Source organism: Pseudomonas sp. FG98 (genome assembly GCF_057808595.1).
In genome coordinates this window covers 46,991-69,054 of sequence record NZ_JBMDIJ010000013.1, presented here as the reverse complement: position 1 = coordinate 69,054, position 22,064 = coordinate 46,991, and the positions used below count along the sequence as shown (strand labels likewise).

Below are 22,064 nucleotides of genomic sequence, written 5' to 3'. Positions count from 1 at the left end.
CAAGGAACAACCCATGCTTGAAATCATCCGCAAGGGCGACGGTACCGACCATGGCGGCACGGTACTCGAAGGCTTTGCCCATACCAACCTGAACGGCAGCCCCATCGCCGGCGTCGGCCATCAGGTGTCCTGCCCCCAGTGCAACGGGGTCTTCGTTATCGAGGAAGGTAGCGCGCGCTACAAGATCAACGGTATTCCAGTTGCCTTGAGCAGCATGCCGACCAGTTGCGGTGCCCGGCTGATCGCCAGTGCCAGCAGGGGGCGGGTCGATGGATAGGTTGCCACCAGCGACGAAGCGTCATGTCCCGCATCCCGTCCTCGATCGCCTGCCCCACCTGCGCCAGGCTGCCGAGCGCCAAGGTATCGACTGCCTGGATGACACCTGGATCGGCCATCACCAGAGCTACCGCTTCCGCTGCCAGCGCGGACACATTTTCCAACGAACCATGACGTCGTTCAGTCCTGGTCAGAAACTCAAATGCCAGCAGTGCATTCCAGAAGAGTACTGGAGCAAGCTCAACAAACTGGCCGCTGAGTCGGGGGTGCAATGCCTGGAGGAAGAATGGCTGGGCAGAAAAACCCTCCACCGCTTCCAGTGTAGCGAGGGGCATGCCTGGACACGCATGGGCCACCGCGCATTGGGCAATGCAGATTGCCCGCGTTGTGTACGCTCCCCGTTCTACGCACGCCTGGTCTCGGAAAGCTGGCAGAACCTTCACGAGGTGACCGCACAACGTGGGGGCCAGGTTCTGACGGCCGAGGCAGACTATGTCGGCACCAACCACACCTATTTGTTCCGTTGCGGAGCAGGCCATGAGTGGCGAACCCCTGCCCAGTCTGTGCTAAGCGGCACCTGGTGCCCCCAATGCGACGGGCTGCGCAAGGCCAGGGAGTATCTGCATCAGGACGGACTCCAGCGCCTGCACGACGCAGCGGCCGCACAAGGAGGCCAATGCTTGTCGAGCACCTATGAGGGAGTACGCGGAAAGTATCGTTTTCGCTGTGCCCAGGGCCATGAATGGGAAACTCTCGGTTATCGGGTCGTAAGAGGAGGCTGGTGTCTATGGTGCAACCGTGAACGCCAGCGACTTACCTTGGACGACGCACACGCAACCGCCCGAGCACGTGGTGGCCAATGCCTGTCCCAGGCCTATATCCGGTGCCATGTAAAGCTGCATTGGCTTTGCCACCGCGGACACAGCTGGCATGCAACCTATGCCTCGGTACGCAGAGGTACCTGGTGTGCACAATGCGCTCATCTAGCGAGGATCCCCCACGGCAAAGTCAGAACCCTGAAACGCTACAAGGTCGTTCCCGTCTGAGCGGCACAGGTAGGAGCTGCGTCAGCTGCGAAGGACCGCACAGCGGTCCCGAAACCTGGCAACTCAACGAGTCTGGATACACGCGCCAGGGCGAACAGTGAATCCGCGATGCAGCTTGACCAGAGGCTCGTGCGGGATGGGTTCGGGACCGCTGGCGCGGTCCTTCGCAGCTGAAGCAGCTCCTACCTCGAGCGCGTCGTTACTCCGTCTTGAGATCAACCGCCAGGTCCCTGGCAGCCTTGGTCGCCAGGACACTCATCAGCTTGCTGATTTCATCCTGGCGCCCCACTCCGCCCTCGGAGCTCCCCATCATCACCGCTGGTACCGGTGCGTGGGTTGCCGCCTCGGCCCAGGCCTGGTTGATCCGCACCAAGGCGTCGAGCTTGGCCTGCAACGCACCGTCCGCCTTGATCGATGCGGCCCGTGCATAGGCTTCGGCATCGGCGGTGATCTTGGTCGCTTCGCCGGTGATATGGGCTTTGTCGCGCAGCAGTTCGGCGGTCTTTTTCTCGATTTCGGCGCGGCGCTGCTCACGCTCGGCATTGATCAGGGTGAGCTGTTTTTCGGTCTCGGCCTGGGTGGTGCGTTCGATCTGCTCACGCAGGCTTTCCTGGCGCCTGGCTTCGACATCCTTGGCGCCGCGGGCAGAGACCAGTTGTTTTTCTTCCTCTTCCTTGAGGCGGTTCTGCCGGGCCACGGCCAGTTCGGCCAGGGCCTGCTGCACGCGAACCATACGCTGCTGGTACTGCGGATTGGGGTCGATATGGGTGACCCGGGCGTCCACCACCTCGACGCCAAACAGGCGGAACTGCTGTTGCTTGCGCATTTCCATGCCCTTGTCGTCGCGCAGTTTCTCGATGACGAAGCGGGTGGACAGGTTGTCGCCGTATTGGCCCTGGTCGGTACCCGCCTGGAGGATTGCGGTTTGCGCTGGAGGGTGGTCGCGCTGGATCCGTATTTCCTTGCGCTTGGTCAGGTACAAACCATCACGCAACTGGTTCTCGAACTCGGCGCCGAACTGGCTGCGATCACCGGCGTAGTAATCGTCGGCACTCATCAGCGAGGCGGTGGCCTGAAGGGTTTCCTTGACTGCCGGGAGCAGCGCCCGCTGCATGAAGTTTTCCGGGGTGCGGTATTCATGGGCGATGGTCAGGAACGCCTCTCCTGTCGGCATGCGGAACTGGGTGCTGAACTCCGCCTTGGCGTCGACGTTGCCGAGGAACACGATGGGCAGGGTGCCGACGGTCACCGTCGGGTTGCCACTGGCATGGGTATCGCCCTGCAACGCCGACTGGACGCCGATGGTGCGCTTCCACGTCGTGGTGCGGCCGAACCACTGGGTGGCGTAGCCCACGTCCTCGACCACCTTCTCTTCACCGAAGATGGTGCGCACGTGAGCCATATGACCGGCTTCGTTGTAGAAGTAGATCTGGCTGAACAACGCCGCGAAGGTGCCGATGGCGACCAGGGGAATAGCGACGAGAGCGATGGTCTTGCGGCGGATACGAGGAAAAGCGACATCCGGCATTGATAAATGAGTCATGAATACCTCCTTGAAGGGAAGCACGCATGCTCTAGGGTGGGCGTTTCCCCAGCAATGAGGCGATTCGGAAGGAACTGTGGGAATCGTCTGACATAGAGCGTCCGATTTGACCTGGGCCGGGTTGCCGCAGATTGCTAGCGGCCTCCTGTTCGACAGCAGTGCGGTAGTGGGCCCAACTCAATTCGGTACGCACTGCGCTCCAAATTGGATGTCGTCGCCATGCGGCCGCCCACGGCAAGCACTTGCCTGATAGATGCCGAACCTTAACCAGTCGAAACGCTCCCGACCAATCCATGCCCGTTACCCAGGATTTCCTCCAGAAACCCGACGAAAGCCCGAATCCTGCTCGAATCCCGATGGCTCGGCAGGTACAGCGCATTGATCGCACAACTGGCACTCCCCGGACTCGCTTCGAACGCCTCCAGCACCCGCAGCAAGCGCCCCTGGCGCACGTCCTCCAGCACCAGCCAGTCGGCCAGCAAGGCCAGGCCGCCATCGGCCATCGCCGCTTCACGCAGGACGTCGGCGTTGTTGCTGCGCAGGCGCCCCTGGACGTTGATCGGGATGCTGTCGCCACCTTCGCGGAATACCCAGTTCTGCACCGCCGGGCCGTAGTCGAAGACCAGGCATTGATGCTCCAGCAGGTCCAGCGGGTGGCGCGGGATGCTCGCCCGCTGCAGATAGCCGGGGCTCGCCACCAGCCAGCGCTCGAAGCGGCCTATCGGTTTGCTGATCACATCGTCGCTGCTCAGGGTCGAGCCAAGCCGAACGCACAGATCAACCCGCTCGGTGAGCAGGTCGGTCATCTGGTCGCTGAGGGTCAGGCTGATATCCAGCTCGGGATGCCGCGCCAGCAAGCGGCCAAGATGCGGGGCGATGACCCGGCGGCCGAACTCCACCGGCACGTTCACCCGCAGCCGCCCTCTGGCCTCGCTGCCGCGGTCGAACACCGCGCCATCGGCCTCGGCCAGGGCTTCGAGGATGGCCACGGCCTTGTCGTAGTAGTCCTGGCCCGCCACCGTCGGGCTGCTGTGGCGGGTGGTGCGGTTGAGCAACGTGGTGCCCAGTTCGGCTTCAAGGGCAGCGACCTGGCGGGTCACCGACGAGGTCGCCACGCCCAGCTTGCGCGCCGCGGCCGAGTAACCACCGCAGCGCACGGTTTCGACGAACATGCTCAACGCCTGCAATTTATCCACAGCCCGGCTCCTGGCTTCGCCTGATGTCTCTGGCCGGGCAGTGTGCAGCAAAGTGTCGCGTTGCGCTTGCACTGGCGTGCTCAGGCGCGGGGACGGAGGATGAACAGGATCAGCGCCGCCAGTGGAGGCAGCGCCGCCATGCAGGCGAACAGCGGCCAGCCGACCTGCTCGTAGAGCGGGCTGGCGATCAGCGAACCAAGGGCGCCGCCGACGAAGATGCTGGTCATGTACACCGCATTGAGACGCGCCCGGCTGTGCGGATCGAGGGCGTAGACCTCACGCTGGCCAAGGACCATGTTCAGTTGCACGGCAAAATCCAGGGCCACCGCCGTGACCACCATCCACAGCCAGCCGGCGCCCGACAAGGAACCGACGATCAGCGAAAGCGGCGCCAGCAGCAGTGCCGCCAGGGTTCCGCGCACGCCATGCCCGGCGTCGGCCAGGCGGCCGGCGATCGGTGCGGCAATCGCACCCACCGCGCCGACCAGGGCGAAGATCGCCACTTCGCCCTGGCTGAAGCCGTAGTGGCGCACCAGTTCGATGGGCGCGATGGTCCAGAAGCTGCTGAAGGCGGCGAACAGCAGGCCTTGATACAGCGAGCGCTCGCGCAGTACCGCATAGCGGCGGGCCAGGGTGAACACCGAACCGATCAACGCTGCGTAGCTGGCCTGGTGCGCAGGCAGACGGCGTGGCAGCAGCAGCCCCATCACGACCGCCATGAACGCCATCAGCCCCGCCGCACCGAAGAACACTCCACGCCAGCCGAAGGCTTCGGCCAGGGTGCTGGAGATCGGCCGCGACAGCAGGATGCCCAGCAGCAGGCCGCTCATGATGTTGCCGACCACCCGCCCGCGGGAGGCTTCCGGCGCCATGTGCGCGGCCAGCGGTACGAGGATCTGCACCGCCACCGAGGTCAGGCCGATCAGCAGCGAACAGAGCAGGAACAGCGACGGCGTCGTGCTCAATGCCGCCGCCGCCAGGCACACGGCGGCGGCCAGGGTGAAGCCCACCAGCAGGCGGCGGTTCTCCAGCAGGTCGGCCAGCGGCACGAGGAACAGCAGGCCCAAGGCATAGCCGAACTGGGTCAGGGACACGATCAGGCTGGCGTTGGCGCTGGACAGGCCGATCGACGGCGCGATCAGCTCGACGATGGGCTGGGCGTAGTACAGGTTGGCGACCACCGCACCGCAGCAGATCGCGAGAAAGATCACCAGCGAGCCGGAGAGCGTGGGTGTGGTGTGCGCCGCCGAGGAAGGGGCGGTCGCGGAGTTGCCAGAGGACATGGCGAAACCTCGTGGGGTGAGTGAAAACCGATGCCGCCAGACTAGAGGGCCGACGCGCCTCGGGGAATCCATCCGCGCGGCAATACAGCAGTGCGTATCGCGCAAAGCCGGGGGCCGCTGGCGGATAGCGGCGTCTCAGTTCGAGACAGCTGGCCGCACACCGGCTGTCCCAGAATGAGACGGCAGCCCCCTGCGCAAGTTGCCCCGGACCTTGCCTCCAGCCTGATCCAAGCCACTGATTGGCAAAGACCTTTCGATCAACCCGCCGACGATGGCACAGCTCCTGCTCAGCCGAGCCCGGGTCCGGCGTGGGTGAGACAGCGCTCGGACATGGAAGGCATCACGAACAAGAACAATAAAAAGGTAATGACATGACGAAGAGCGGAAAAGCATTGCTCGCGCCCCTGCGCGTCCCCCTGGCCTGCACCATCGCCCTGCTGACCGGCTACACCTCGCCCGCCCGGGCGGTGGATGTCGATGCCGGCGACTACACCGCCTTGCCGGAAGGCACCAATCTCGGCCTGGTGTACTACCAGCACGCCGAACGCAAATCGCTGTACGCCGATGGCCACAAGGCGCCGATCGACGCCCGCCTGGACTCCGACGTGGGCATCCTGCGCGGCGTGCACTTCATGAAGCTCGGCAACTTCATCATCGACCCGCAGTTCCTCCTGCCGTTCGGCAGCCTGCGCGCCAAGGACGATACCAAGGGGCTCGGCAACGACAGCGGCACCGGCGACCTGATCCTCGCCTCGACCATCTGGCTGCTGAACGATCCGGCCAAGCGCCGCTACTTCGGGATCACCCCCTACGTCTACGTGCCGACGGGCAGCTACGACAAGGACGACGCCCTGAACCTTGGCGAGAATCGCTGGAAGTACGTGCTGCAGGCCGGCTACATCACCGGCCTGACCGACAAGCTCACCCTCGACCTGGTCGGCGACGTGACCTTCTTCGGCAACAACGATGACTACGGCCCCACCGGCGCCACCCTCAAGCAGTCGGCGCTGTACCAGGGCCAGGCGATGCTGCGCTACAACTTCACCGAGCGCTTCGATGTGCGGGTCGGCGTCTCGCGCCTGTGGGGCGGCGAGACCAAGGTCGACGGCCAGCGCATGGACGACGAAGCGCAGACCCGCAAATTCACCGTCGGCGCCTCGTACTTCGTCACCCCCGGTACCCAACTGCTGGTCAACTACGGGCGCGACCTGTCGGTGGAAAACGGCTTCCGCGAGGCAGACCGCATCAACCTGCGCCTGCTGCATATCTTCTGAGCCCCGTTGCCCCTACTCCACCCATAACAATCAGATCCAGGAGTCATGCCTGCATGAACACCGCGTCCCTTGCCGCAGCCCTGCTGCTTGCCCTGCTCGGGCCCGTCGCCCACGCCGCGAACGTCGACCAGAAGGCCATCGTCGCCAGCCAGACCGATGGCAGCGAGTGGCTGAGCCACGGCCGCACCTACGAAGAACAACGCTACAGCCCGCTGCAGCAGATCAACGCGGCCAACGTCGCCAGGCTCGGCCTGGCCTGGTCCATCGACCTGGAAAACAACCGCGGCCTGGAGGCCACGCCGCTGTTCCACGACGGCGTGCTCTATGCCTCGCTGTCCTGGAGCCGCGCCATCGCCGTCGACGTCGCCAGCGGCAAGGTGCTCTGGACCTTCGACCCGCAACTGGCCCGCGACAAGGCCCGCGATGCCTGTTGCGACGCGGTCAACCGGGGTGTGGCGCTGTGGAACGGCAAGGTCTTCATCGGCACCCTCGACGGCCGTCTGATCGCCCTTGATGCCCGCACCGGCAAGCCGCTGTGGAGCCAGCAGACCACCGACAACAGCAAGCCCTACACCATCACCGGCGCACCGCGGGTGGTGAAGGGCAAGGTGATCATCGGCAACGGCGGCGCCGAGTACGGCGTGCGCGGCTACTTCTCCGCCTACGATGCCGAGACCGGCAAGATGGCCTGGCGCTTCTACACCGTGCCCGGCGACCCGGGCAAACCCTACGAGCATCCTGAGCTGGCCGAAGCCGCCAAGACCTGGAAGGGCGACAACTACTGGAAAGGCGGTGGCGGCGGAACCGCCTGGGACGGCATGGCCTACGATCCCGAGCTCGACCTGCTGTATGTCGGCACCGGCAACGGCTCGCCGTGGAACCGCGAGCTGCGCAGCCCCGGCGGTGGCGACAACCTCTACCTGTCGTCGATCCTCGCCGTGCACCCGGACAGCGGCCGGCTGGCCTGGCACTACCAGGTGACGCCCGGTGATTCCTGGGACTTCACCGCCACCCAGCAGTTGACCCTGGCGACCCTGGAAATCGACGGCAAGCCGCGCAAGGTGATCATGCAGGCGCCGAAGAACGGCTTCTTCTACGTGCTCGACCGGGAAAGCGGCAAGCTGCTGTCCGCCGAGAAGTTCGGCAAGGTGACCTGGGCCGAACGTATCGACCTGGCCACCGGCCGCCCGGTGGAAGCGCCCGGCGTGCGCTATGAAGACAAGCCCATCGTGATGTGGCCAAGCCCGTTCGGTGCGCACAACTGGCACTCCATGTCGTACAGCCCCGACACCGGCCTGGTGTACATCCCCTACCAGGAAATTCCCGGGGTCTATCGCAACGAAGGCAAGGATTTCGTCCGGCGCAAGGCCTTCAACACCGGCGCCGGCTTTGCCGACGCTACCGACATTCCCCAGTCGGTGGTCTCCGGCGCCCTGCTGGCCTGGGACCCGGTCAAGCAGAAGGAAGCCTGGCGCGTACCGCGGGCGACCTACTGGAACGGCGGCACCCTGAGCACCGCAGGCAACCTGGTGTTCCAGGGCACCTCGACCGGCAACCTGGAAGCCTACTCGGCGGACAAGGGCGAGAAACTCTGGTCGTTCGCCGCGCAGACCGGCCTGGTCGCCGCGCCGATGAGCTACAGCTACCGGGGTGAACAATACGTAGCGATCATGGCTGGCTGGGGTGGTGTCGCGCCGCTGATCGGCGGAGAAGCGGCGAAGGCGCCGGGGGTCGGTAATGTCAGTCGCCTGCTGGTGTTCAAGCTGGGCGGAAGCGCCAGCCTGGCGCCGCTTGCGCAGCAACCGCTGGCCGAGCACACGCGCATCCCTCATCCGGGCAACGCCAGCGCCGCCGATATCGACCAGGGCAAGGCCTTGTACGCCGCCTACTGCTCGGTGTGCCACGGCGTCGGGGCGAAGAGCGGCGGCTTGATCCCCGACCTGCGCCTGACCGACGACGGGCGCCGTACGATGTTCCAGCAGATCGTCCGCGACGGTGCCCTGCGGCCGCTGGGCATGCCCGCCTTCGCCGACTCGCTGGAGCCGGCACAGGTGGAGCAGATCAAGGCGTATGTGATGAACCGCGAATACGAGGACTACCAGGCGGCCCGGCAAGCAAGCGTCGCCCCCGGCAAACCCTGATTCATCAACCGCAAGAGGACGTGACCATGCAATGGAAAAAACCGGCGTTTACCGATCTGCGGATCGGCTTTGAAGTGACGATGTACTTCGCCAACCGGTGAAGGTATCCGGGGCTGCCTGGCAGCCCCGGATCATTTGCCTCAGCGATAGCGTTCCAGCCAGTGCGCGTAAGGCGCCGGCAAGGTCCACGAGGCTTTATCCACACCCAGCTCCTTGGCCGCGAAGTAGGCCCAATGCGGATCGGCCAGGTGAGCGCGACCTACCGAGACGATATCCAGTTGCCGCGAGCTCACCGCCTCTTCCGCCAGTTGCGGGGTACCGAAGCCCCAGGCCGAGGTCACCGGAATTCCGGCCTCGTCACGCACCCGGCGCGACACTTCACCGAGAAACGCCGGGCCCCACGGGATATTGGTTTCGGCGATGGTGAAACCGACGCTGACGCTCAGCAGGTCCAGGCCACCGGCCTTGAAACGGCGGGCCAGCTCGATGGATTCGGCGAGGGTCTGTTCGTCGCGGCCGTCGTATTCGATCACGCCGAAACGCGCGGTCAGCGGCAGGTGCTCGGGCCAGACTTCACGCACGGCAGCCAGGGTTTCCAGAAGGAAGCGGCTGCGGTTGTCGAAGCTGCCACCGTAGGCATCAGTGCGCTGGTTGCTGTGCTCGGAGAAGAAGCTCTGGCCCAGATAGCCGTGGGCGAAGTGCAGCTCGATCCACTCGAAGCCGGCGTCACGGGCACGGCGAGCGGCATCGACGAAGTCCTGGCGAACCCGGGCGATATCGTCGAGGGTCATTTCACGTGGGGTTTTCGGCAGGTGGTGACCGAAAGGAATCGCCGATGGGGCGATGGTCTGCCAGCCGCGCGGATCGGACTCGGGAATATGGTCATCGCCTTCCCATGGGCGTTGGGCGCTGGCCTTGCGCCCGGCGTGGGCGATCTGGATGCCCGGCACCGAACCGGCCGCCTTGATCGCCTTGACTACCGGCACGAAGGCCTGGGCATGAGCGTCGCTCCAGATGCCGGTGCAGGCCGGCGTGATGCGGCCTTCCGGGGCGACGGCAGTGGCTTCCACCACCACCAGGCCGGCGCCGCCACGGGCCATGCTGGCGTAATGCACTTGGTGCCAATCGTTGATGATGCCGTCTTCGGCCATGTACTGGCACATCGGCGGGATGGCGATGCGGTTGCGCAGGGTGACGTCCTTGAGGGTGAACGGCTGGAACAATGCAGTCATCGGAAACTCCTGACAGGTTTAGATACGATTGTTCGATAGTATTCGAACTTTGGCATTTAGTGAAGCCTCCGGTATGATTCGGCCCATGCGTGCCTACAAACACCCCGACCCTCAAGACTTCGTCCTCGAACGCGTGCTCTATGCGCTGAGCGACCCTGTGCGCATGGAAATCGTCCGGCGCCTGGCCGACTGCACCGAAGCCAGTTGCGGCGACCTCGACGGCGGCCGACCGAAGTCGAGCATGTCCCATCACTTCCGCGTGCTGCGCGATGCCGGGCTGGTGCAGACCCGCACGGTGGGCACCACCCATATGAATTCGCTGCGCACCGAAGCGCTGGACGGGCGCTTTCCCGGCTTGATCGGGGCGATCCTGCAGCACGTCTGAACCTGCGGGTGTCTGTGGCACCATCGCCGGCAAGCCGGCTCCCACAGGGTTCTGGGCCAACCCACAAGATCGGTGTTCGACGCGATCCTTGTGGGAGCTGGCTTGTCGGAGCATGGGTACCTACACATCTTCCGGTTTGCCCAAACTAACCATGCGACGCGGTCCAGGTAGGAGCTGCTTTAGCTGCGATGGGCCGCGCTAGCGGTCCCAAAACCATCCCGCACGAGCCTTTGGCCAAGCCGTATCATGGATTCACAGTGCCGGGTCTGCCGCATTTCTCCAGGCTCACTGGGTAGACAGGATCTGGGCCCGCTGCGCGGTCCATCGCAGCTAAAGCAGCTCCTACCGGGACCGCGTCGGCCTTCGCTCGAGATGTGTAGATACCCATGCAGCGATGAGGCCGTCGACAACAACTCAGCCTGATTGCCCCACCACCCATCTCCTTGCCCATTGCTTCCTGGCATACCAGCCGCATAGAATTGAGAACGATTAACAATCACTCTCTCATGCAGGTTTGTCCGACCCGATGCCGACGAACGCAATGCTGGAGCCGGCCGAGGTCGATCAGCTCTTCCGTACCCACCATTCCTGGCTGAACATCTGGCTGCGCCAGCGCGTTGGCTGCCATGAGCATGCCGCCGACCTGGCCCAGGACACCTTCCTGCGCCTGCTGCGCTCGCGCCCGATCCGGCCGCTGAAGGAACCTCGTGCCTATCTGAGCAGCATCGCCCGCGGCCTGATGATCGATCAGTACCGCCGGCGCCGCCTGGAACAGGCCTATCTGGAAAGCCTCGCCAGCTTGCCCGTCGAGCAGGCGCCCAGTGAAGAACAGCGCCTGCTGATCCTCGACACCCTGGAACGCCTCGACGCCGTGCTGGGCCAGCTCAAGCCCCGCGCCCGGGACGCCTTCCTGCTGGTGCAACTGGACGGCCTGACCCTGCCACAGACCGCCGAACGCCTCGGCGTGTCCCGCGCTACAGTGGAGCGCGACCTGGCCAAGGCCTTCGCCGCCTGCTACCGGATGCGCTATGCCGACGCCTGAACCCAAGCCGAACCAGAGCCAGGTCGACCAGGCCATCGAATGGCTGGTACGCCTGCGCTTCAGCCAGCCCACGGCGCAGACCGAGCAACGCTTCCAGCACTGGCTGCAACAGCATCCGCACCACGCCCTGGCCTGGCAGCGGGTCGAGGCGATGAGCGACGAGTTCGCCGGCCTGCCCCGCGATCTCAGTCGCCGCACCCTCGACGGCAGCCAGCGCCAGCGCATCGGCCGGCGCGACGGGCTCAAGCTGCTCGGCCTGTTCGCCGCCATGGGCGGATTGCTCTGGAGCAGCCGCGAGCCACTCGGCCTGCCGGCGCTGATGGCCGATACCCGCACCGCTACCGGCGAACAGCGCCTGCTGGACGCCGAAGACGGCAGCCGCATCCGCCTCAACACCGACAGCGCCATCGACCTGCATTTCGATGCCCGCCAGCGCCTGCTGACCCTGGTGCGCGGCGAGCTGACCCTCGACGCGGGCGCTGACCCACGGCCCTTGCTGCTGCATACCCGAGCTGGCGTACTCGGCGCTTCCGGCGCCCGCCTGCTGGTCCGCGAGCGCCCTGAAGGCACCTTGCTGGCGGTGCGTCAGGGCGATGTCTCGCTCTACCCCGCCGCCACCGCCAACAACGCGCCGCGCTATATCGCCCACGCTGACGAAACCCTGTTGTTCGACACCGCCGGGCAGATCCGCCATCCACAACTGCACAGCGACCCCTGGGGCTGGAGCGAGGGCGTGCTGAGCGTGCAGCAGATGCCCCTGGGCGAGTTCATTGCCGAGCTGTCGCGCTATCGCCCCGGCGTTCTGCGCTGCGATGAAAAGGTCGCCAACCTGAAGGTTTCCGGCACCTATCAACTGGCCGACAGCGACCAGATCCTCGCCCTGATCGCCCAGGCGCTGCCGATCCGCATCGACTACCGGACGCGCCATTGGGTTAGTGTTTCAGCGGCTTGAGAAGTTACGGAAAGGCAAGGCGAGGGGGCGGTACCTGATATTTCTGTCAGTAGACAGCTCCGTGCAGGCGCTCACTATGGAGATCCGGTCGCCACTATCGATGGTAGTGAGCGCAGAAAATAGGGCTGAAGCGGAGAAAAAAATCAGAGCCTTGTACTCCTATCCAGTGAATATCAGGTGGGACAGCGATACCGCACAGCTTTTGAGTCTCACAGGGATTCTCGGTGGTGGCGGCAACAACCAGCCGAAATAAACCGCAAGACTCCAGCCATAACGTGTCTACTCACCTCTGCCCCCCGATGGGGCACTCGCTTGCGCTCCATCGGGGGTCACCAACAACACACACCAGAGCAATGTCGATTCAGACCACCACCGCCCGGTTGTTGGTACAGACCTTCAACAACGCCAGGGTGATCTTCATCTGCAGGACCGAATCGCCGATCAGGGTTTCCTGCTTGAGCGGCGCATCCTCCGCCGCTTCATGAGCGGTATCGATGGCCTTGTTGAGGTGCTGGCGGGCGAGGTAGAGCGCCTCGTCCAGGGAGAGTCCTTCGCGGATGCAGAGGACGGGAGGCGGGTCGGGAACGAGTTTTTTCATGGGTGCAATCCTTAGTCGGTCGATTGGAGCTACCACGAACTCGCTGTCAAACGAGAGGGTGGCAACTGTGCGCGGGTTGACAGACCAGGGACTAAGAACCCGGCGCACCCGGAGGTGCCCACACGCACAGCCGCCATTACGACAACCAGCGTCTTAGATCCACACGGCCTGTCAAAGCCGGTCGTCGATTTTGCAACGACCGACGCAGCCTAGGCAGTGATCGCCAAGAGCGCAACGACTGGTAAGGGCGCAAAAGTATGCTTGGGAAATTGCCTACATAAAAGTCGGAAGCCCGCGAAGTTTCGTAGCGATATGCGACACCTGAAGTTTGAATCGCGGGGGTCGCGGAGCGCCTGTCGGGATACCAGGTCACGGCTTCCAAGGGCATGCCGGTGTTTTTCTAGCGCCCTCAAGATCGAGCGCCGTCCACACGGCGCATCGCTGGCAAGCCAGCTCCCACATTTGTTGCAACGTACCTATGCCTGTCAGGCCATGGTTGTTCGCCTTGTTTGGACGACGCGATATCGAGTCGAGCCCAACAGCCTCCCCGCGATGGATCGCCATGAGACAAAGGCTGGCAACTCAATTCCAACAGGCCATGGCACGTTGCAACAAATGTAGGAGCGGATTTATCCGCGATGCGCCGTGTGGACGGCGCTCGATCTTGAGAACGCTGGAAAACTCAAGACAAGCACCTGGCAGCCCTGATGCGATTTCCCGACAGACACCCGAGATCAACCTGTTATTTCTGCTAAGTAGACAGCCCATCCCGAACGCTCAATATGGAGCCCTGGCCGCTTGACCGGTATCCGCGACCAGGACATCAATCCCTATAAGGAGATAGCAATGGCAACGTTTGGATACACCGCTCATGCAGCGGACGGTAGCAACAAAACCACCACCGGCAGCGTGGAGGCCGCCAACAAGACGGAAGGGGAGAAACTGGCCAAGGCCAAGCATGCCTATCCGGTAACGATCCGGTGGAACGATGAGGTCCCGAGCGTCCAAAGCAGACGGGGGATGAGCTCCACCATCAACAACACGCAGAACATGAATGACCATTCTTCGAGCGTTCTGGGCCAAAAACCCTGACCATTCTGCGACCTGACCGAGGCAAGCCGCTGGTTCTGCGGTCCAGCGGCTCACACCACCGCCGAAAAGGCTCATGCCGAAAGATTGTCAGCGCTCTCAAGATGAGCGCCGCCCGCGCGGCGCATCGCGGCGGTCCGGCGCTCCGGTAAATCCGCTCCCACATTTGTTGCAACGTACCTATACCAGTGAGGCCATGGTTGTTCGCCTTGTTTGTACGACGCGATATCGAGTCGAGCCCGACAGCCTCCCCGCGATGGATCGCCATGAGACAAAGGCTGGCAACTCAATTCCAACAGGCCATGGCGCGTTGCAACAAATGTGGGAGCTGGCTTGCCAGCGATGCGCCGCGCGGGCGGCGCTCGATCTTGAGAACGCTGAAAAACTCAAGACAAGCACCTGGCAGCCCTGATGCGATTTGCCGACAGACACTCGCGATCAACCTGTTATTTCTGCCAGTAGACAGCCCATCTCGAACGCTCAATATGAAGACCTGGCCGCTTGACCGGTCTCTGCGACCAGCACATCAACCTTTATAAGGAAATCGACATGCAAAGGTACGCTTACATCGCCTACTCCGTAGATAGCGGTAAACCAGTCGGGCGCTCTGCTGTGGACGCGAATAGCTCTGAAGAGGCAGAGAAAATGATCCAGGCCAAATACTCCTTTCCAGTGAGGATCGAGTGGGAGTGCAACACTGTCACCAATCTCTTGCCAAGATAAAGTTCCACTGACTCCGTAGCGAGGCAGTCCACCGAGAAATACGTGCCGTTTCTCAGTAGCTGCCTCAAAGCGTTGAGCGGCTCACTCCACCACCGAAACCCGATACCCCCGACGCCTCGCCGACTGGGCAAACACCACGAACAACGCCGCCATCAACGCCAGCGCCATGGGCAAGCCGTGGGGCGCGATATCCATCGCCGCGCCGCTGACCAGCGGCCCCACCAGGCTACCCACACCCCACAACAACCCCACACTGGCATTCGCCGTGACCAGGTCCTGCCCCTTGAACTGCTGGCCGATCAGCACCAGCGCCAGGGTGTAGACCCCACCCGCCACCGCGCCCAGCAATACCAGCGCCGGCCACAACAGCCACTGCACCTGGATCAGCCACGGCAGAGCCAGGCCGATCAGCATCGCGACCACACCGCAGACCAGATGCACCGTGGTCCGCTCGCAGCGGTCGGCGAGCCAGCCGATGGGCAGCTGGAACAGCATGTCGCCGGTCAGGATCACCGTCACCATCAACGCCGCCACGCCCACCGCGTAAGCGTGATGGGAGGCATACACCGGCAGCAACGAGAGCACCACCGCATCGAAGAACGAGAAGAACAGCACGCCCATGCACAGCGCCGGAGCAACGCGGAAGAAGCCGGCCAGGGAGAAACTCTTGTGGCCATCCTCGCCGTGCTCGACATGGTCGTTGGGCACGGTCCAGACGATACAGGCCAGGGCCAACGCATAACCTACCGAGACCATCAGCACCAGCCACGGCCCCTCGGCACCGAGCAGCGAGAGCATGGCCGGGCCGAGCATCTGGCAACCGGTGAAGGCGGTGGCGTACAGCGCCATGATCTTGCCGCGGTTGTGCTCCTCGCTCAGTTCATTGACCCAGGACTCGCCAAGGATGATCGCCACGCCCATGCCGACGCCCAGCGCCAGGCGCAGCGCAGCGAGCAGGTAAAGCGACGGGAAGGCCCACTCGATCATTGCAACGCTGAGGGCGCAGACGCTGAAGCTGAGCAGGTAGATGGCGCGCCGGGTCAGGTGACGGCAGCAGACGTCGACCAGGAACGCCGAGAGCATCATGCCGGCCGCCGGCATCGCCGAGAGAATACCGATGCGCAGACTGCTCGCCCCGGCCTCCAGCAAACGCAGGGACACCAGCGGCAAGGTCGCGCCAAGACTGAAACCGACCACGGATACGACGAACAACACACCCACGAGAAAACGCTTGTTCACAACTCACTCCACAAGCCTCGGCGCGCAGCACGGATGGCTGACGCGCGGAAGCACGACACGCATGACGAAAGAAGACGGACGAACCGCAGCGGGTCCGCCAGGGGTCAGCAGAGGGAGGTGTGAGGCGAGAAGGTGAAGGCGAACAGCACGCTGCGTCGGCGCTTGAGGACGGTGTCCTTCGGCCACGCACGGCGAAGTGCCCGGAAGAGGGGCAGCCTGGCGGTGAATGGACGGACAGCGGCGTTCATAACGACAACGACAGCGACGAAAGAAAGGGTCCGCACTCTAGGACATGGCTGCCGCTCGCGTCAATCGAGAAGAAGAAAGTTCGGCTGTTGTTCAGCGCTCCAGCACCTCTACGGCATACCTATCATTTCTGTCAGTAGATGGCCTAGTGCATAGGTTCAATATGAGAGACGGCGGTTTCGCCAACGGCGAGATGGGTAGATGCCTGATGTTCGCGAAGGCGAAAACTCACTACTGCCGCAATGCCAATAAAAGGAGTTAAAAATGCCGACCTACACGTATTTGGTAACCCCATCAAAAGGTACGAAGTCGGAAGTGAGCGTAACGATTTCCGCACTCGACCAGGAAACCGCCGAAGATGGCATCAAATTCACCCACGGAGGTGGGTCTACCCTAAAGTTGCAAAAAACCGCCAGTGGTGACGACGCTGTCTGGAGACGAACCATCTGCAAGTGGTACATCCATTAGTTCCCCTGCTTGACCCACATCGCCAACATCTTCGGCGGATGGTCAATGCCTTGAAATCAACAGTCCATCGCTGGCGGCAATCTGTCGCGGTGGACCTTCGAATAGCGCTGCGTTGAATGCAGTACACAACACCATTTGCGTGGGCTAGACGAGCGGCGACACCTGTTATTTCTGCTAGCAGACAGATATCAAATCGGCCTAAATAATCCAGGCTCCCTTCCCATTGTGGAGCCTGTTGAAATGAACACTTCGTTCCGCAAAGCAGCTGGCAATCTCGACCCTGACTTCGGCAACGCCGGTCAGGCCCGTATCCCCGAGGGCCTGAACCGGATCCGCCCGAAACTGCTCGACGACCAACGCATCCTCAGCGTCGGTGGCGAGCACGCCAACAATGTCGTCGTCCTCACTCGCCACCTGAGCAACGGCGAACTCGACGACACCTTCGGCGAGCAAGGCGCCGTGCGCATCACCATGCCACGAGGGCCCGAGGTTGGAGGGGTACGGCATGAGCTCCTGTCCGATAGTCGCAGCCTGTGTTTTGGCGCAGTCGGGCTATTGGTGCAATCCACAGGTTTTGTCTTCCGGGTACTGGCCAACGGCGACGTCGACACCAGCTTCGGTGAGTCCGGTTTCTACTTCCTGGATGAGGGAGCATCGAGCAGCATCACCAATCTGGGCGTGCTCAGCGACGGCAAGATCATGGTGACCATGGTGATCCTTTCGGGCACCACCTTCACGCATTACCTGGCACGCCTGGATAACGGACACCTGGACACCACTTATGGCGACGACGGTTCGGGGATGGTCTTGATTGGTACCGGATTCGAGAATGTGTATGGCTTTGCCGTGCTGCCAAACGACGGGATTCTGCTCAGCCCCATGCCATTGGCGCTCGATAAAGCCGTGTTCCATCAGTACCTGCCCGATGGCCAACTCGATCCGGCATTCGGCACGGACGGGGTAGTCGAGCTGGTCCTGGATCAGGGACGCCTGGGGATCACGAAAATGCTACGGCAACCCGATGGCAAGATCGTCGCCGTCGGTAGCGCGGACGTCGGCTTCGGCATGCACTTCCTGATCACCCGGCTCGATGCCGATGGCGGCATGGACAGCACCTTCAACAATGGTGAGCCGAAGATCATGGTGCTCCAGGGGTATGAAGCCCAGGCAGAGGAAGTCGTCCTGCAAGCTGACAACAAGATCGTCGCCATAGGCAGTACCAGCAACAACGCCCCCCCGGTGCTCGACGACTTCGTGCTGATGCGCTTCCTGCCCAACGGAATGATCGACTCGAGTTTCGGCAACAACGGCCAGGTCATGAGCGACTTCGGTGCCCGTGACAGGAGCCACCAGGCGCAGGTTCAAGCCGACGGCAAGATCCTGGTTTCTGGCATCCACGATACCCTGGAAGAGCCCGGCACCTACGCCCTGCTGGTTCGCTACCTGGCCTGAAGCCCCCGACCACCTGCTCATCGACTCGCGGCAACCGGCAGTACCCTGCGGTCGATGGCCGGCGCTACCTGATATTTTTGTCAGTAGACGACAGCGCCCCCGAAGCATAAAAACAAGGCTCCGTCCCCCAGCACGAAGGCGCGACCATGGCGACTCGACAACACCCCGAAGGGCCCGTCCGTTTCGATGGCGATTTCGCCACCCCGCAACCGCTCCTGCTGCCGGCGTCGCCCTGTTCAGAGCAATCGCTGCTACTGGCCGACGGCAAGATCCTGATGGTCACTGTCGATCGTCCGGCGGCCGAGCTCGTACTGACCCGACACCTGCGCAGCGGCCATGTGGACAGCTCGTTCGGTGAGCACGGCCTGCAACGTATTGGCACCGAGATCGCTGCCAGCATCGGCACTCTGGCACTGGAAGCCGAAGCGAATGGCAACCTCGTGATCCACGGCAGCCTGGTCGATGAGTCGAGCGACAACCAGGCGTTGTGGCAACTGCAACTGATGCCGTGCGATGACGCCCGTCCACGCCTGGGCGTGCAGGCCTTCCTCAGCGTTTCGCGCTGGCCGCTCGCTGGCGCCATGGCTGCACCGGAGCATGCCCGGCACCAGTGGACCTGAACCGACTCAGCGCGGCGCCACAGGATCGGCCGGGCCGCCCTGGACCAGGCGATTGCGCCCAGCCTGCTTGGCCCGGTACAACGCCAGGTCGGCAACCCGCAGCAGAGCGCCCAGGGCGATGCTGTCGTCGGGCCGGGCCGGGTCATGGCTGGCGCAACCGATGCTCAGCGTGACCCGCCGAAGCGGACTGGCGACATGCTCCAGGTGGGCATCGTAGACCTGCTGGCACAAGGTCCGGGCAACGCTGCGGGCACCCTGGGCATCGGTGTCGGGCAGGATCACCGCGAACTCCTCGCCACCATAGCGGCAGACCTGATCGCCAGGCCGCAGCAGGGACTGGCCAAGCAGCATGGCGATGCGCCGCAGGCCTTCGTCGCCGGCCTGATGGCCGTAGTGATCGTTGAACACCTTGAAGTAGTCCACATCCACCATCAGCAGCGACAGCGGCCGCCCCTCACGACGGGCGCGGGCTTTTTCCTGCAGCAGCGCTTCGTCGAAACGCCGGCGGTTAGGCAGCCCGGTAAGGAAGTCCTCGCTGGCCAGGGCCTGCAAACGAGCGTTGGCCTCGGCCAGTTGCGCGTTGCTCCGCGCCAGAGCCTCGCGCATCAGGCGCTGCTCGGTGATATCGCTGAAGGCCAGGGTCATGCCGAGGATCTGCTGGTCGAGATCACGGACCGCGCCTATGTGCAGCAGATAGGTGCGCTCGCGCCAATCCAGTTCGCGGTCGGCGGGGGGCTGATCCTGTTCCAGCTCCGCCAGGCACTGCGCCAGGTCCAGTTGCGCCATCACCAACGGCTGCCCGACCAATTGCGCAGCATCGCCGCCAAGCAACTGGCCGAGCGCATGGTTGACGTTGACCAGCACCCCCTGGCGATCCACCAGCCCCAGCGCCACCGAGGCGGCGGCGTACAGCGCTTCGAGCTGCACCTCGCGGCGGTCGAGCGGACCGATGGCCGGGGTCACATCGCGGTCGATGCCGCGATAGCCGATCAGCTCGCCCTGCCCGTCGAACAGCGGCACGCCACTGGTCTCCAGCACCACCAGGCGACCATCGGAACGCAGGTTGCGATTGATCAGCCCGGCGAAGGGCCGCTGCTCGGCGACGATCCCGGCAAAGATCGCCCCGACCCGCGCCGCCTCTTCGGCCGGCATGAAGTCGAACGGTGTCTTGCCCAGCACCTCGCTCGGCGCATAGCCGAGCATCTGCCGGCTGTGCTCGGAGCAGAAGGTATAGCGTCCCTGGCTATCCACCTCCCAGAGCCAGTCTGAGTTGTGCGCGATGATTTCCCGCAGGCGAAGAACTTCCTGTCCTTCGGGGAGCGGCTCGGGTTCGGAGGCGTTGGGCATGGGAAGCGACTTCGGCGAACGACCAGGCGATTGCAAAACGCCACGTTACTGGATCACGGCCCTCACGGGCAAATCCGGCGTGAGATGGCGGATTTGTCATGCATCTCGAACGAAGCCCGACGCGCTCCAGGTAGGAGCTGCTTTAGCTGCGAAGGACCGCATAAGCGGTCCCGAAACCATCCCGCACGAGTCACAGACCATGCCCTGTTGCGGATTCACAGCGGCTGATCTGGCGCGTTTCTCCAGACTCACCGAACTGACAGGTTTTGGGACCGCTGTGCGGTCCTTCGCAGCTAAAGCAGCTCCTACCTGAACCGCGTCGCACGGGCAGTTTGGGTAAACCGGAAGATGTGTAGATACCCAAGCATTTGCCTGACCCTGCTTGTTAACAATTCTCAATAACGCTAGCATCGCCGCTCATTTCCCTCCTGCGCAGCCGAGCATGTCCGAGGATCAGGAAGACCGCAGCCTGACGCGGCTCTATCAGCGTCACCGCCACGAGCTGATGGCCTTTCTCACCCGCCGCACGCGTTGCCGCGAGACCGCCAGCGACCTGGTCCAGGACGCCTTCGTCCGCCTGATGCACAGCGAACGCGGCGAAGTCGGCAACCTGCGGGCCTTCCTCTACCGTATCGCCAACAACCTGAGCATCGATCACGCACGGCGCAACCAGGTACGCGGTATCCAGGACGAACAGGCCCTGGAACAACTGCTGACCGAAACCACCCCGGAGCGCAGCGCCCTGGCCGGCAATACCCTGGCTCATCTGGAACGCTTGATCGATGGCCTGCCCTCGCCCACTCGCGAGGTATTTCTGCTGGCCCGGGTCGAACAAATGAGCTACAAGGACATCGCCGCGAAACTGGGCCTGGAGCCCCGCGCCGTCGAACGCCACCTGAACAAGGCCCTGAGCCACTGCGCAGCCGCCGCCCTGCACGCCCGCCAGCCGACCGAATCGCCATGACCGTCCCGCCCTCCTCCGCCGATACCGCCGCCGACACTGCCCAGCAAGCGCTGGACTGGTTCACCCGGCTGCGCGCCGACGACCTGGATGCGGCCGAGCGCGAGGCGTTCGAACAGTGGCGCATGCAGGCGGACAATGCCCGCGCCTTCGATGAAGTCGAGTCGTTGTGGCGCAGTCTCGAACTACCGGCACGACGGGTGCGCCAGGCCGAGCGACGCCAGCGCCGCCATTGGCCACGCCTGGCTACGGCGGCCTGTGTGTTGCTCGCCTGCGGCCTGGCCTGGTTGCAATGGCCGGCCCTGCAACGGCTCGGCAGCGACTACGCCACCACCGCTGGCCAACGTGGCAGCTACAGCCTGGCCGACGGCTCGCAACTGCGCCTGGACAGCAACAGTGTGGTGGACGTCGATCTGACGGGGGCCACCCGCACCCTGCGCCTGCGCCAGGGACGCTTGTTCCTTGAGGTGAAGCACGATGGCCGGCCATTCGTCGTCGAGGTCGACCAGGCCAGGGTAGAAGTACTCGGCACGCGCTTCTCGGTGGCGCGCAGCGACGCGGGTGACGAGGTGATCCTGGAAAGCGGCAAGGTCGAGGTCCAGGCCGGCGACCAGCGCCAGGTGCTCGCACCGGGCCAACGCCTGACGGTCAGCGGCGAGCGCATCGAAGCACCGCAGGCAGTCGACGCCGAACGCCTGCTGGCCTGGCGCGATGGCCAGTTGCGGGTGCGCGACGTGCCACTGCGCGAGGTGCTGCAACGTCTTGCCGATTACCGTGGGCAGTCCCTGCTGCTGCTCGATGACCAGGCAGGCCAGCGTCTGGTCAGCGGCAGCTTCAATCTCGACCAGGCCGACAGCGCCCTCGACGCCCTGCTCAGCAGCCAGAAACTGCGCGCCGACAGCCTCGCCGGACGCTGGCTGATCGTGCGCTGAAAAATATTTTCCGGGCCGT

General features: G+C 63.7%; 20 protein-coding genes. 13 read left to right on the top strand and 7 right to left on the bottom strand.

The window, feature by feature from the left end:
• The first annotated feature begins 13 nt into the window (after positions 1 to 13).
• Entirely contained in the window at positions 14 to 277 is a 264-nt protein-coding gene (locus ACODSK_RS11615; RefSeq protein ID WP_489016110.1) for a PAAR domain-containing protein, read from the top strand.
• Between the two features lie 1,244 nt (positions 278 to 1,521).
• Here ACODSK_RS11615 and ACODSK_RS11610 read toward each other — a convergent pair.
• The 3 genes from ACODSK_RS11610 to ACODSK_RS11600 form a co-directional block, all read right to left on the bottom strand.
• Positions 1,522 to 2,865, bottom strand: a complete 1,344-nt coding sequence (locus ACODSK_RS11610) for an SPFH domain-containing protein (protein ID WP_489016109.1) — start codon at positions 2,863 to 2,865, stop codon at positions 1,522 to 1,524.
• Between the two features lie 263 nt (positions 2,866 to 3,128).
• The gene (locus tag ACODSK_RS11605; protein ID WP_489016107.1) at positions 3,129 to 4,061 is read right to left on the bottom strand and encodes a LysR family transcriptional regulator; all 933 of its coding nucleotides are present in this window, start codon (positions 4,059 to 4,061) and stop codon (positions 3,129 to 3,131) included.
• 80 nt (positions 4,062 to 4,141) lie between these two features.
• A complete protein-coding gene (locus ACODSK_RS11600; RefSeq protein WP_489016106.1) occupies positions 4,142 to 5,344 on the bottom strand; it encodes an MFS transporter in 1,203 nt (400 codons plus the stop codon).
• 371 nt (positions 5,345 to 5,715) lie between these two features.
• Here ACODSK_RS11600 and ACODSK_RS11595 point away from each other — a divergent pair, with 371 nt between their 5' ends.
• From ACODSK_RS11595 to pqqA, 3 genes are read left to right on the top strand one after another with little or no spacing between them, the layout of a single operon-like run.
• Positions 5,716 to 6,618, top strand: coding sequence for a transporter (locus ACODSK_RS11595; protein WP_489016105.1), 903 nt, complete (start codon positions 5,716 to 5,718; stop codon positions 6,616 to 6,618).
• Between the two features lie 53 nt (positions 6,619 to 6,671).
• A complete protein-coding gene (locus ACODSK_RS11590; RefSeq protein WP_489016103.1) occupies positions 6,672 to 8,759 on the top strand; it encodes a PQQ-dependent dehydrogenase, methanol/ethanol family in 2,088 nt (695 codons plus the stop codon).
• Positions 8,760 to 8,785: 26 nt separating this feature from the next.
• Positions 8,786 to 8,860 (top strand): pyrroloquinoline quinone precursor peptide PqqA, encoded by a 75-nt coding sequence (gene pqqA, locus ACODSK_RS11585; protein ID WP_489016171.1) that lies wholly within the window; start codon positions 8,786 to 8,788, stop codon positions 8,858 to 8,860.
• A 39-nt stretch (positions 8,861 to 8,899) separates the two neighbouring features.
• Here the strand turns inward: pqqA and ACODSK_RS11580 are convergent, their stop codons facing one another.
• Positions 8,900 to 9,991 (bottom strand): NADH:flavin oxidoreductase/NADH oxidase, encoded by a 1,092-nt coding sequence (locus ACODSK_RS11580; RefSeq protein ID WP_489016102.1) that lies wholly within the window; start codon positions 9,989 to 9,991, stop codon positions 8,900 to 8,902.
• 73 nt (positions 9,992 to 10,064) lie between these two features.
• Between ACODSK_RS11580 and ACODSK_RS11575 the strand changes: the two genes are divergently transcribed.
• The 3 genes from ACODSK_RS11575 to ACODSK_RS11565 all read left to right on the top strand — a co-directional run bounded on the left by ACODSK_RS11575 (position 10,065) and on the right by ACODSK_RS11565 (position 12,370).
• On the top strand, positions 10,065 to 10,376 hold the full coding sequence (locus tag ACODSK_RS11575; protein WP_489016100.1) for an ArsR/SmtB family transcription factor: 312 nt from the start codon (positions 10,065 to 10,067) through the stop codon (positions 10,374 to 10,376).
• A gap of 526 nt (positions 10,377 to 10,902) precedes the next feature.
• Complete coding sequence (locus ACODSK_RS11570; protein ID WP_489016098.1) at positions 10,903 to 11,418, top strand: sigma-70 family RNA polymerase sigma factor; 516 nt, start codon at positions 10,903 to 10,905, stop codon at positions 11,416 to 11,418.
• Entirely contained in the window at positions 11,405 to 12,370 is a 966-nt protein-coding gene (locus ACODSK_RS11565; protein ID WP_489016096.1) for a FecR domain-containing protein, read from the top strand. Before ACODSK_RS11570 ends, ACODSK_RS11565 begins: the two co-directional genes overlap by 14 nt.
• Positions 12,371 to 12,731: 361 nt before the next feature.
• Here ACODSK_RS11565 and ACODSK_RS11560 read toward each other — a convergent pair whose 3' ends face one another.
• Positions 12,732 to 12,968: a hypothetical protein gene (locus ACODSK_RS11560; RefSeq protein ID WP_489016095.1), complete on the bottom strand. Its 237-nt coding sequence runs from the start codon at positions 12,966 to 12,968 to the stop codon at positions 12,732 to 12,734.
• A gap of 798 nt (positions 12,969 to 13,766) precedes the next feature.
• Here ACODSK_RS11560 and ACODSK_RS11555 point away from each other — a divergent pair.
• Entirely contained in the window at positions 13,767 to 14,060 is a 294-nt protein-coding gene (locus tag ACODSK_RS11555; protein ID WP_489016093.1) for a hypothetical protein, read from the top strand.
• A gap of 801 nt (positions 14,061 to 14,861) precedes the next feature.
• On the opposite strand, the gene ACODSK_RS11550 is transcribed toward ACODSK_RS11555, so the two are convergent.
• Complete coding sequence (locus ACODSK_RS11550; RefSeq protein WP_489016092.1) at positions 14,862 to 16,019, bottom strand: MFS transporter; 1,158 nt, start codon at positions 16,017 to 16,019, stop codon at positions 14,862 to 14,864.
• 510 nt (positions 16,020 to 16,529) lie between these two features.
• Here ACODSK_RS11550 and ACODSK_RS11545 point away from each other — a divergent pair.
• The 3 genes from ACODSK_RS11545 (at position 16,530) to ACODSK_RS11535 (ending at position 18,805) form a co-directional block, all read left to right on the top strand.
• Positions 16,530 to 16,733 (top strand): hypothetical protein, encoded by a 204-nt coding sequence (locus ACODSK_RS11545; protein WP_489016090.1) that lies wholly within the window; start codon positions 16,530 to 16,532, stop codon positions 16,731 to 16,733.
• 240 nt (positions 16,734 to 16,973) lie between these two features.
• Positions 16,974 to 18,185: an NHL repeat-containing protein gene (locus ACODSK_RS11540; protein ID WP_489016088.1), complete on the top strand. Its 1,212-nt coding sequence runs from the start codon at positions 16,974 to 16,976 to the stop codon at positions 18,183 to 18,185.
• A 146-nt stretch (positions 18,186 to 18,331) separates the two neighbouring features.
• A complete protein-coding gene (locus ACODSK_RS11535; RefSeq protein WP_489016087.1) occupies positions 18,332 to 18,805 on the top strand; it encodes a hypothetical protein in 474 nt (157 codons plus the stop codon).
• A gap of 6 nt (positions 18,806 to 18,811) precedes the next feature.
• Here the strand turns inward: ACODSK_RS11535 and ACODSK_RS11530 are convergent, their stop codons facing one another.
• Positions 18,812 to 20,152 (bottom strand): sensor domain-containing diguanylate cyclase, encoded by a 1,341-nt coding sequence (locus ACODSK_RS11530; RefSeq protein WP_489016085.1) that lies wholly within the window; start codon positions 20,150 to 20,152, stop codon positions 18,812 to 18,814.
• Positions 20,153 to 20,594: 442 nt separating this feature from the next.
• Between ACODSK_RS11530 and ACODSK_RS11525 the strand changes: the two genes are divergently transcribed.
• The gene (locus tag ACODSK_RS11525; protein WP_489016083.1) at positions 20,595 to 21,116 is read left to right on the top strand and encodes an RNA polymerase sigma factor; all 522 of its coding nucleotides are present in this window, start codon (positions 20,595 to 20,597) and stop codon (positions 21,114 to 21,116) included.
• Positions 21,113 to 22,045, top strand: a complete 933-nt coding sequence (locus tag ACODSK_RS11520; protein WP_489016081.1) for a FecR family protein — start codon at positions 21,113 to 21,115, stop codon at positions 22,043 to 22,045. Before ACODSK_RS11525 ends, ACODSK_RS11520 begins: the two co-directional genes overlap by 4 nt.
• Positions 22,046 to 22,064: the final 19 nt, after the last annotated feature.

Coding starts and splice junctions, on each gene's coding strand:
- ACODSK_RS11525 (WP_489016083.1), top strand. CDS start 20,595: ATGTCCGAGGATCAGGAAGACCGCAGCCTGACGCGGCTCTATCAGCGT.
- ACODSK_RS11530 (WP_489016085.1), bottom strand. CDS start 20,152: ATGCCCAACGCCTCCGAACCCGAGCCGCTCCCCGAAGGACAGGAAGTT.
- ACODSK_RS11580 (WP_489016102.1), bottom strand. CDS start 9,991: ATGACTGCATTGTTCCAGCCGTTCACCCTCAAGGACGTCACCCTGCGC.
- ACODSK_RS11535 (WP_489016087.1), top strand. CDS start 18,332: ATGGCGACTCGACAACACCCCGAAGGGCCCGTCCGTTTCGATGGCGAT.
- ACODSK_RS11540 (WP_489016088.1), top strand. CDS start 16,974: ATGAACACTTCGTTCCGCAAAGCAGCTGGCAATCTCGACCCTGACTTC.
- ACODSK_RS11520 (WP_489016081.1), top strand. CDS start 21,113: ATGACCGTCCCGCCCTCCTCCGCCGATACCGCCGCCGACACTGCCCAG.
- ACODSK_RS11565 (WP_489016096.1), top strand. CDS start 11,405: ATGCCGACGCCTGAACCCAAGCCGAACCAGAGCCAGGTCGACCAGGCC.
- ACODSK_RS11610 (WP_489016109.1), bottom strand. CDS start 2,865: ATGACTCATTTATCAATGCCGGATGTCGCTTTTCCTCGTATCCGCCGC.
- ACODSK_RS11575 (WP_489016100.1), top strand. CDS start 10,065: ATGATTCGGCCCATGCGTGCCTACAAACACCCCGACCCTCAAGACTTC.
- ACODSK_RS11600 (WP_489016106.1), bottom strand. CDS start 5,344: ATGTCCTCTGGCAACTCCGCGACCGCCCCTTCCTCGGCGGCGCACACC.
- ACODSK_RS11590 (WP_489016103.1), top strand. CDS start 6,672: ATGAACACCGCGTCCCTTGCCGCAGCCCTGCTGCTTGCCCTGCTCGGG.
- ACODSK_RS11570 (WP_489016098.1), top strand. CDS start 10,903: ATGCCGACGAACGCAATGCTGGAGCCGGCCGAGGTCGATCAGCTCTTC.
- ACODSK_RS11595 (WP_489016105.1), top strand. CDS start 5,716: ATGACGAAGAGCGGAAAAGCATTGCTCGCGCCCCTGCGCGTCCCCCTG.
- ACODSK_RS11545 (WP_489016090.1), top strand. CDS start 16,530: ATGCCGACCTACACGTATTTGGTAACCCCATCAAAAGGTACGAAGTCG.
- ACODSK_RS11560 (WP_489016095.1), bottom strand. CDS start 12,968: ATGAAAAAACTCGTTCCCGACCCGCCTCCCGTCCTCTGCATCCGCGAA.
- ACODSK_RS11615 (WP_489016110.1), top strand. CDS start 14: ATGCTTGAAATCATCCGCAAGGGCGACGGTACCGACCATGGCGGCACG.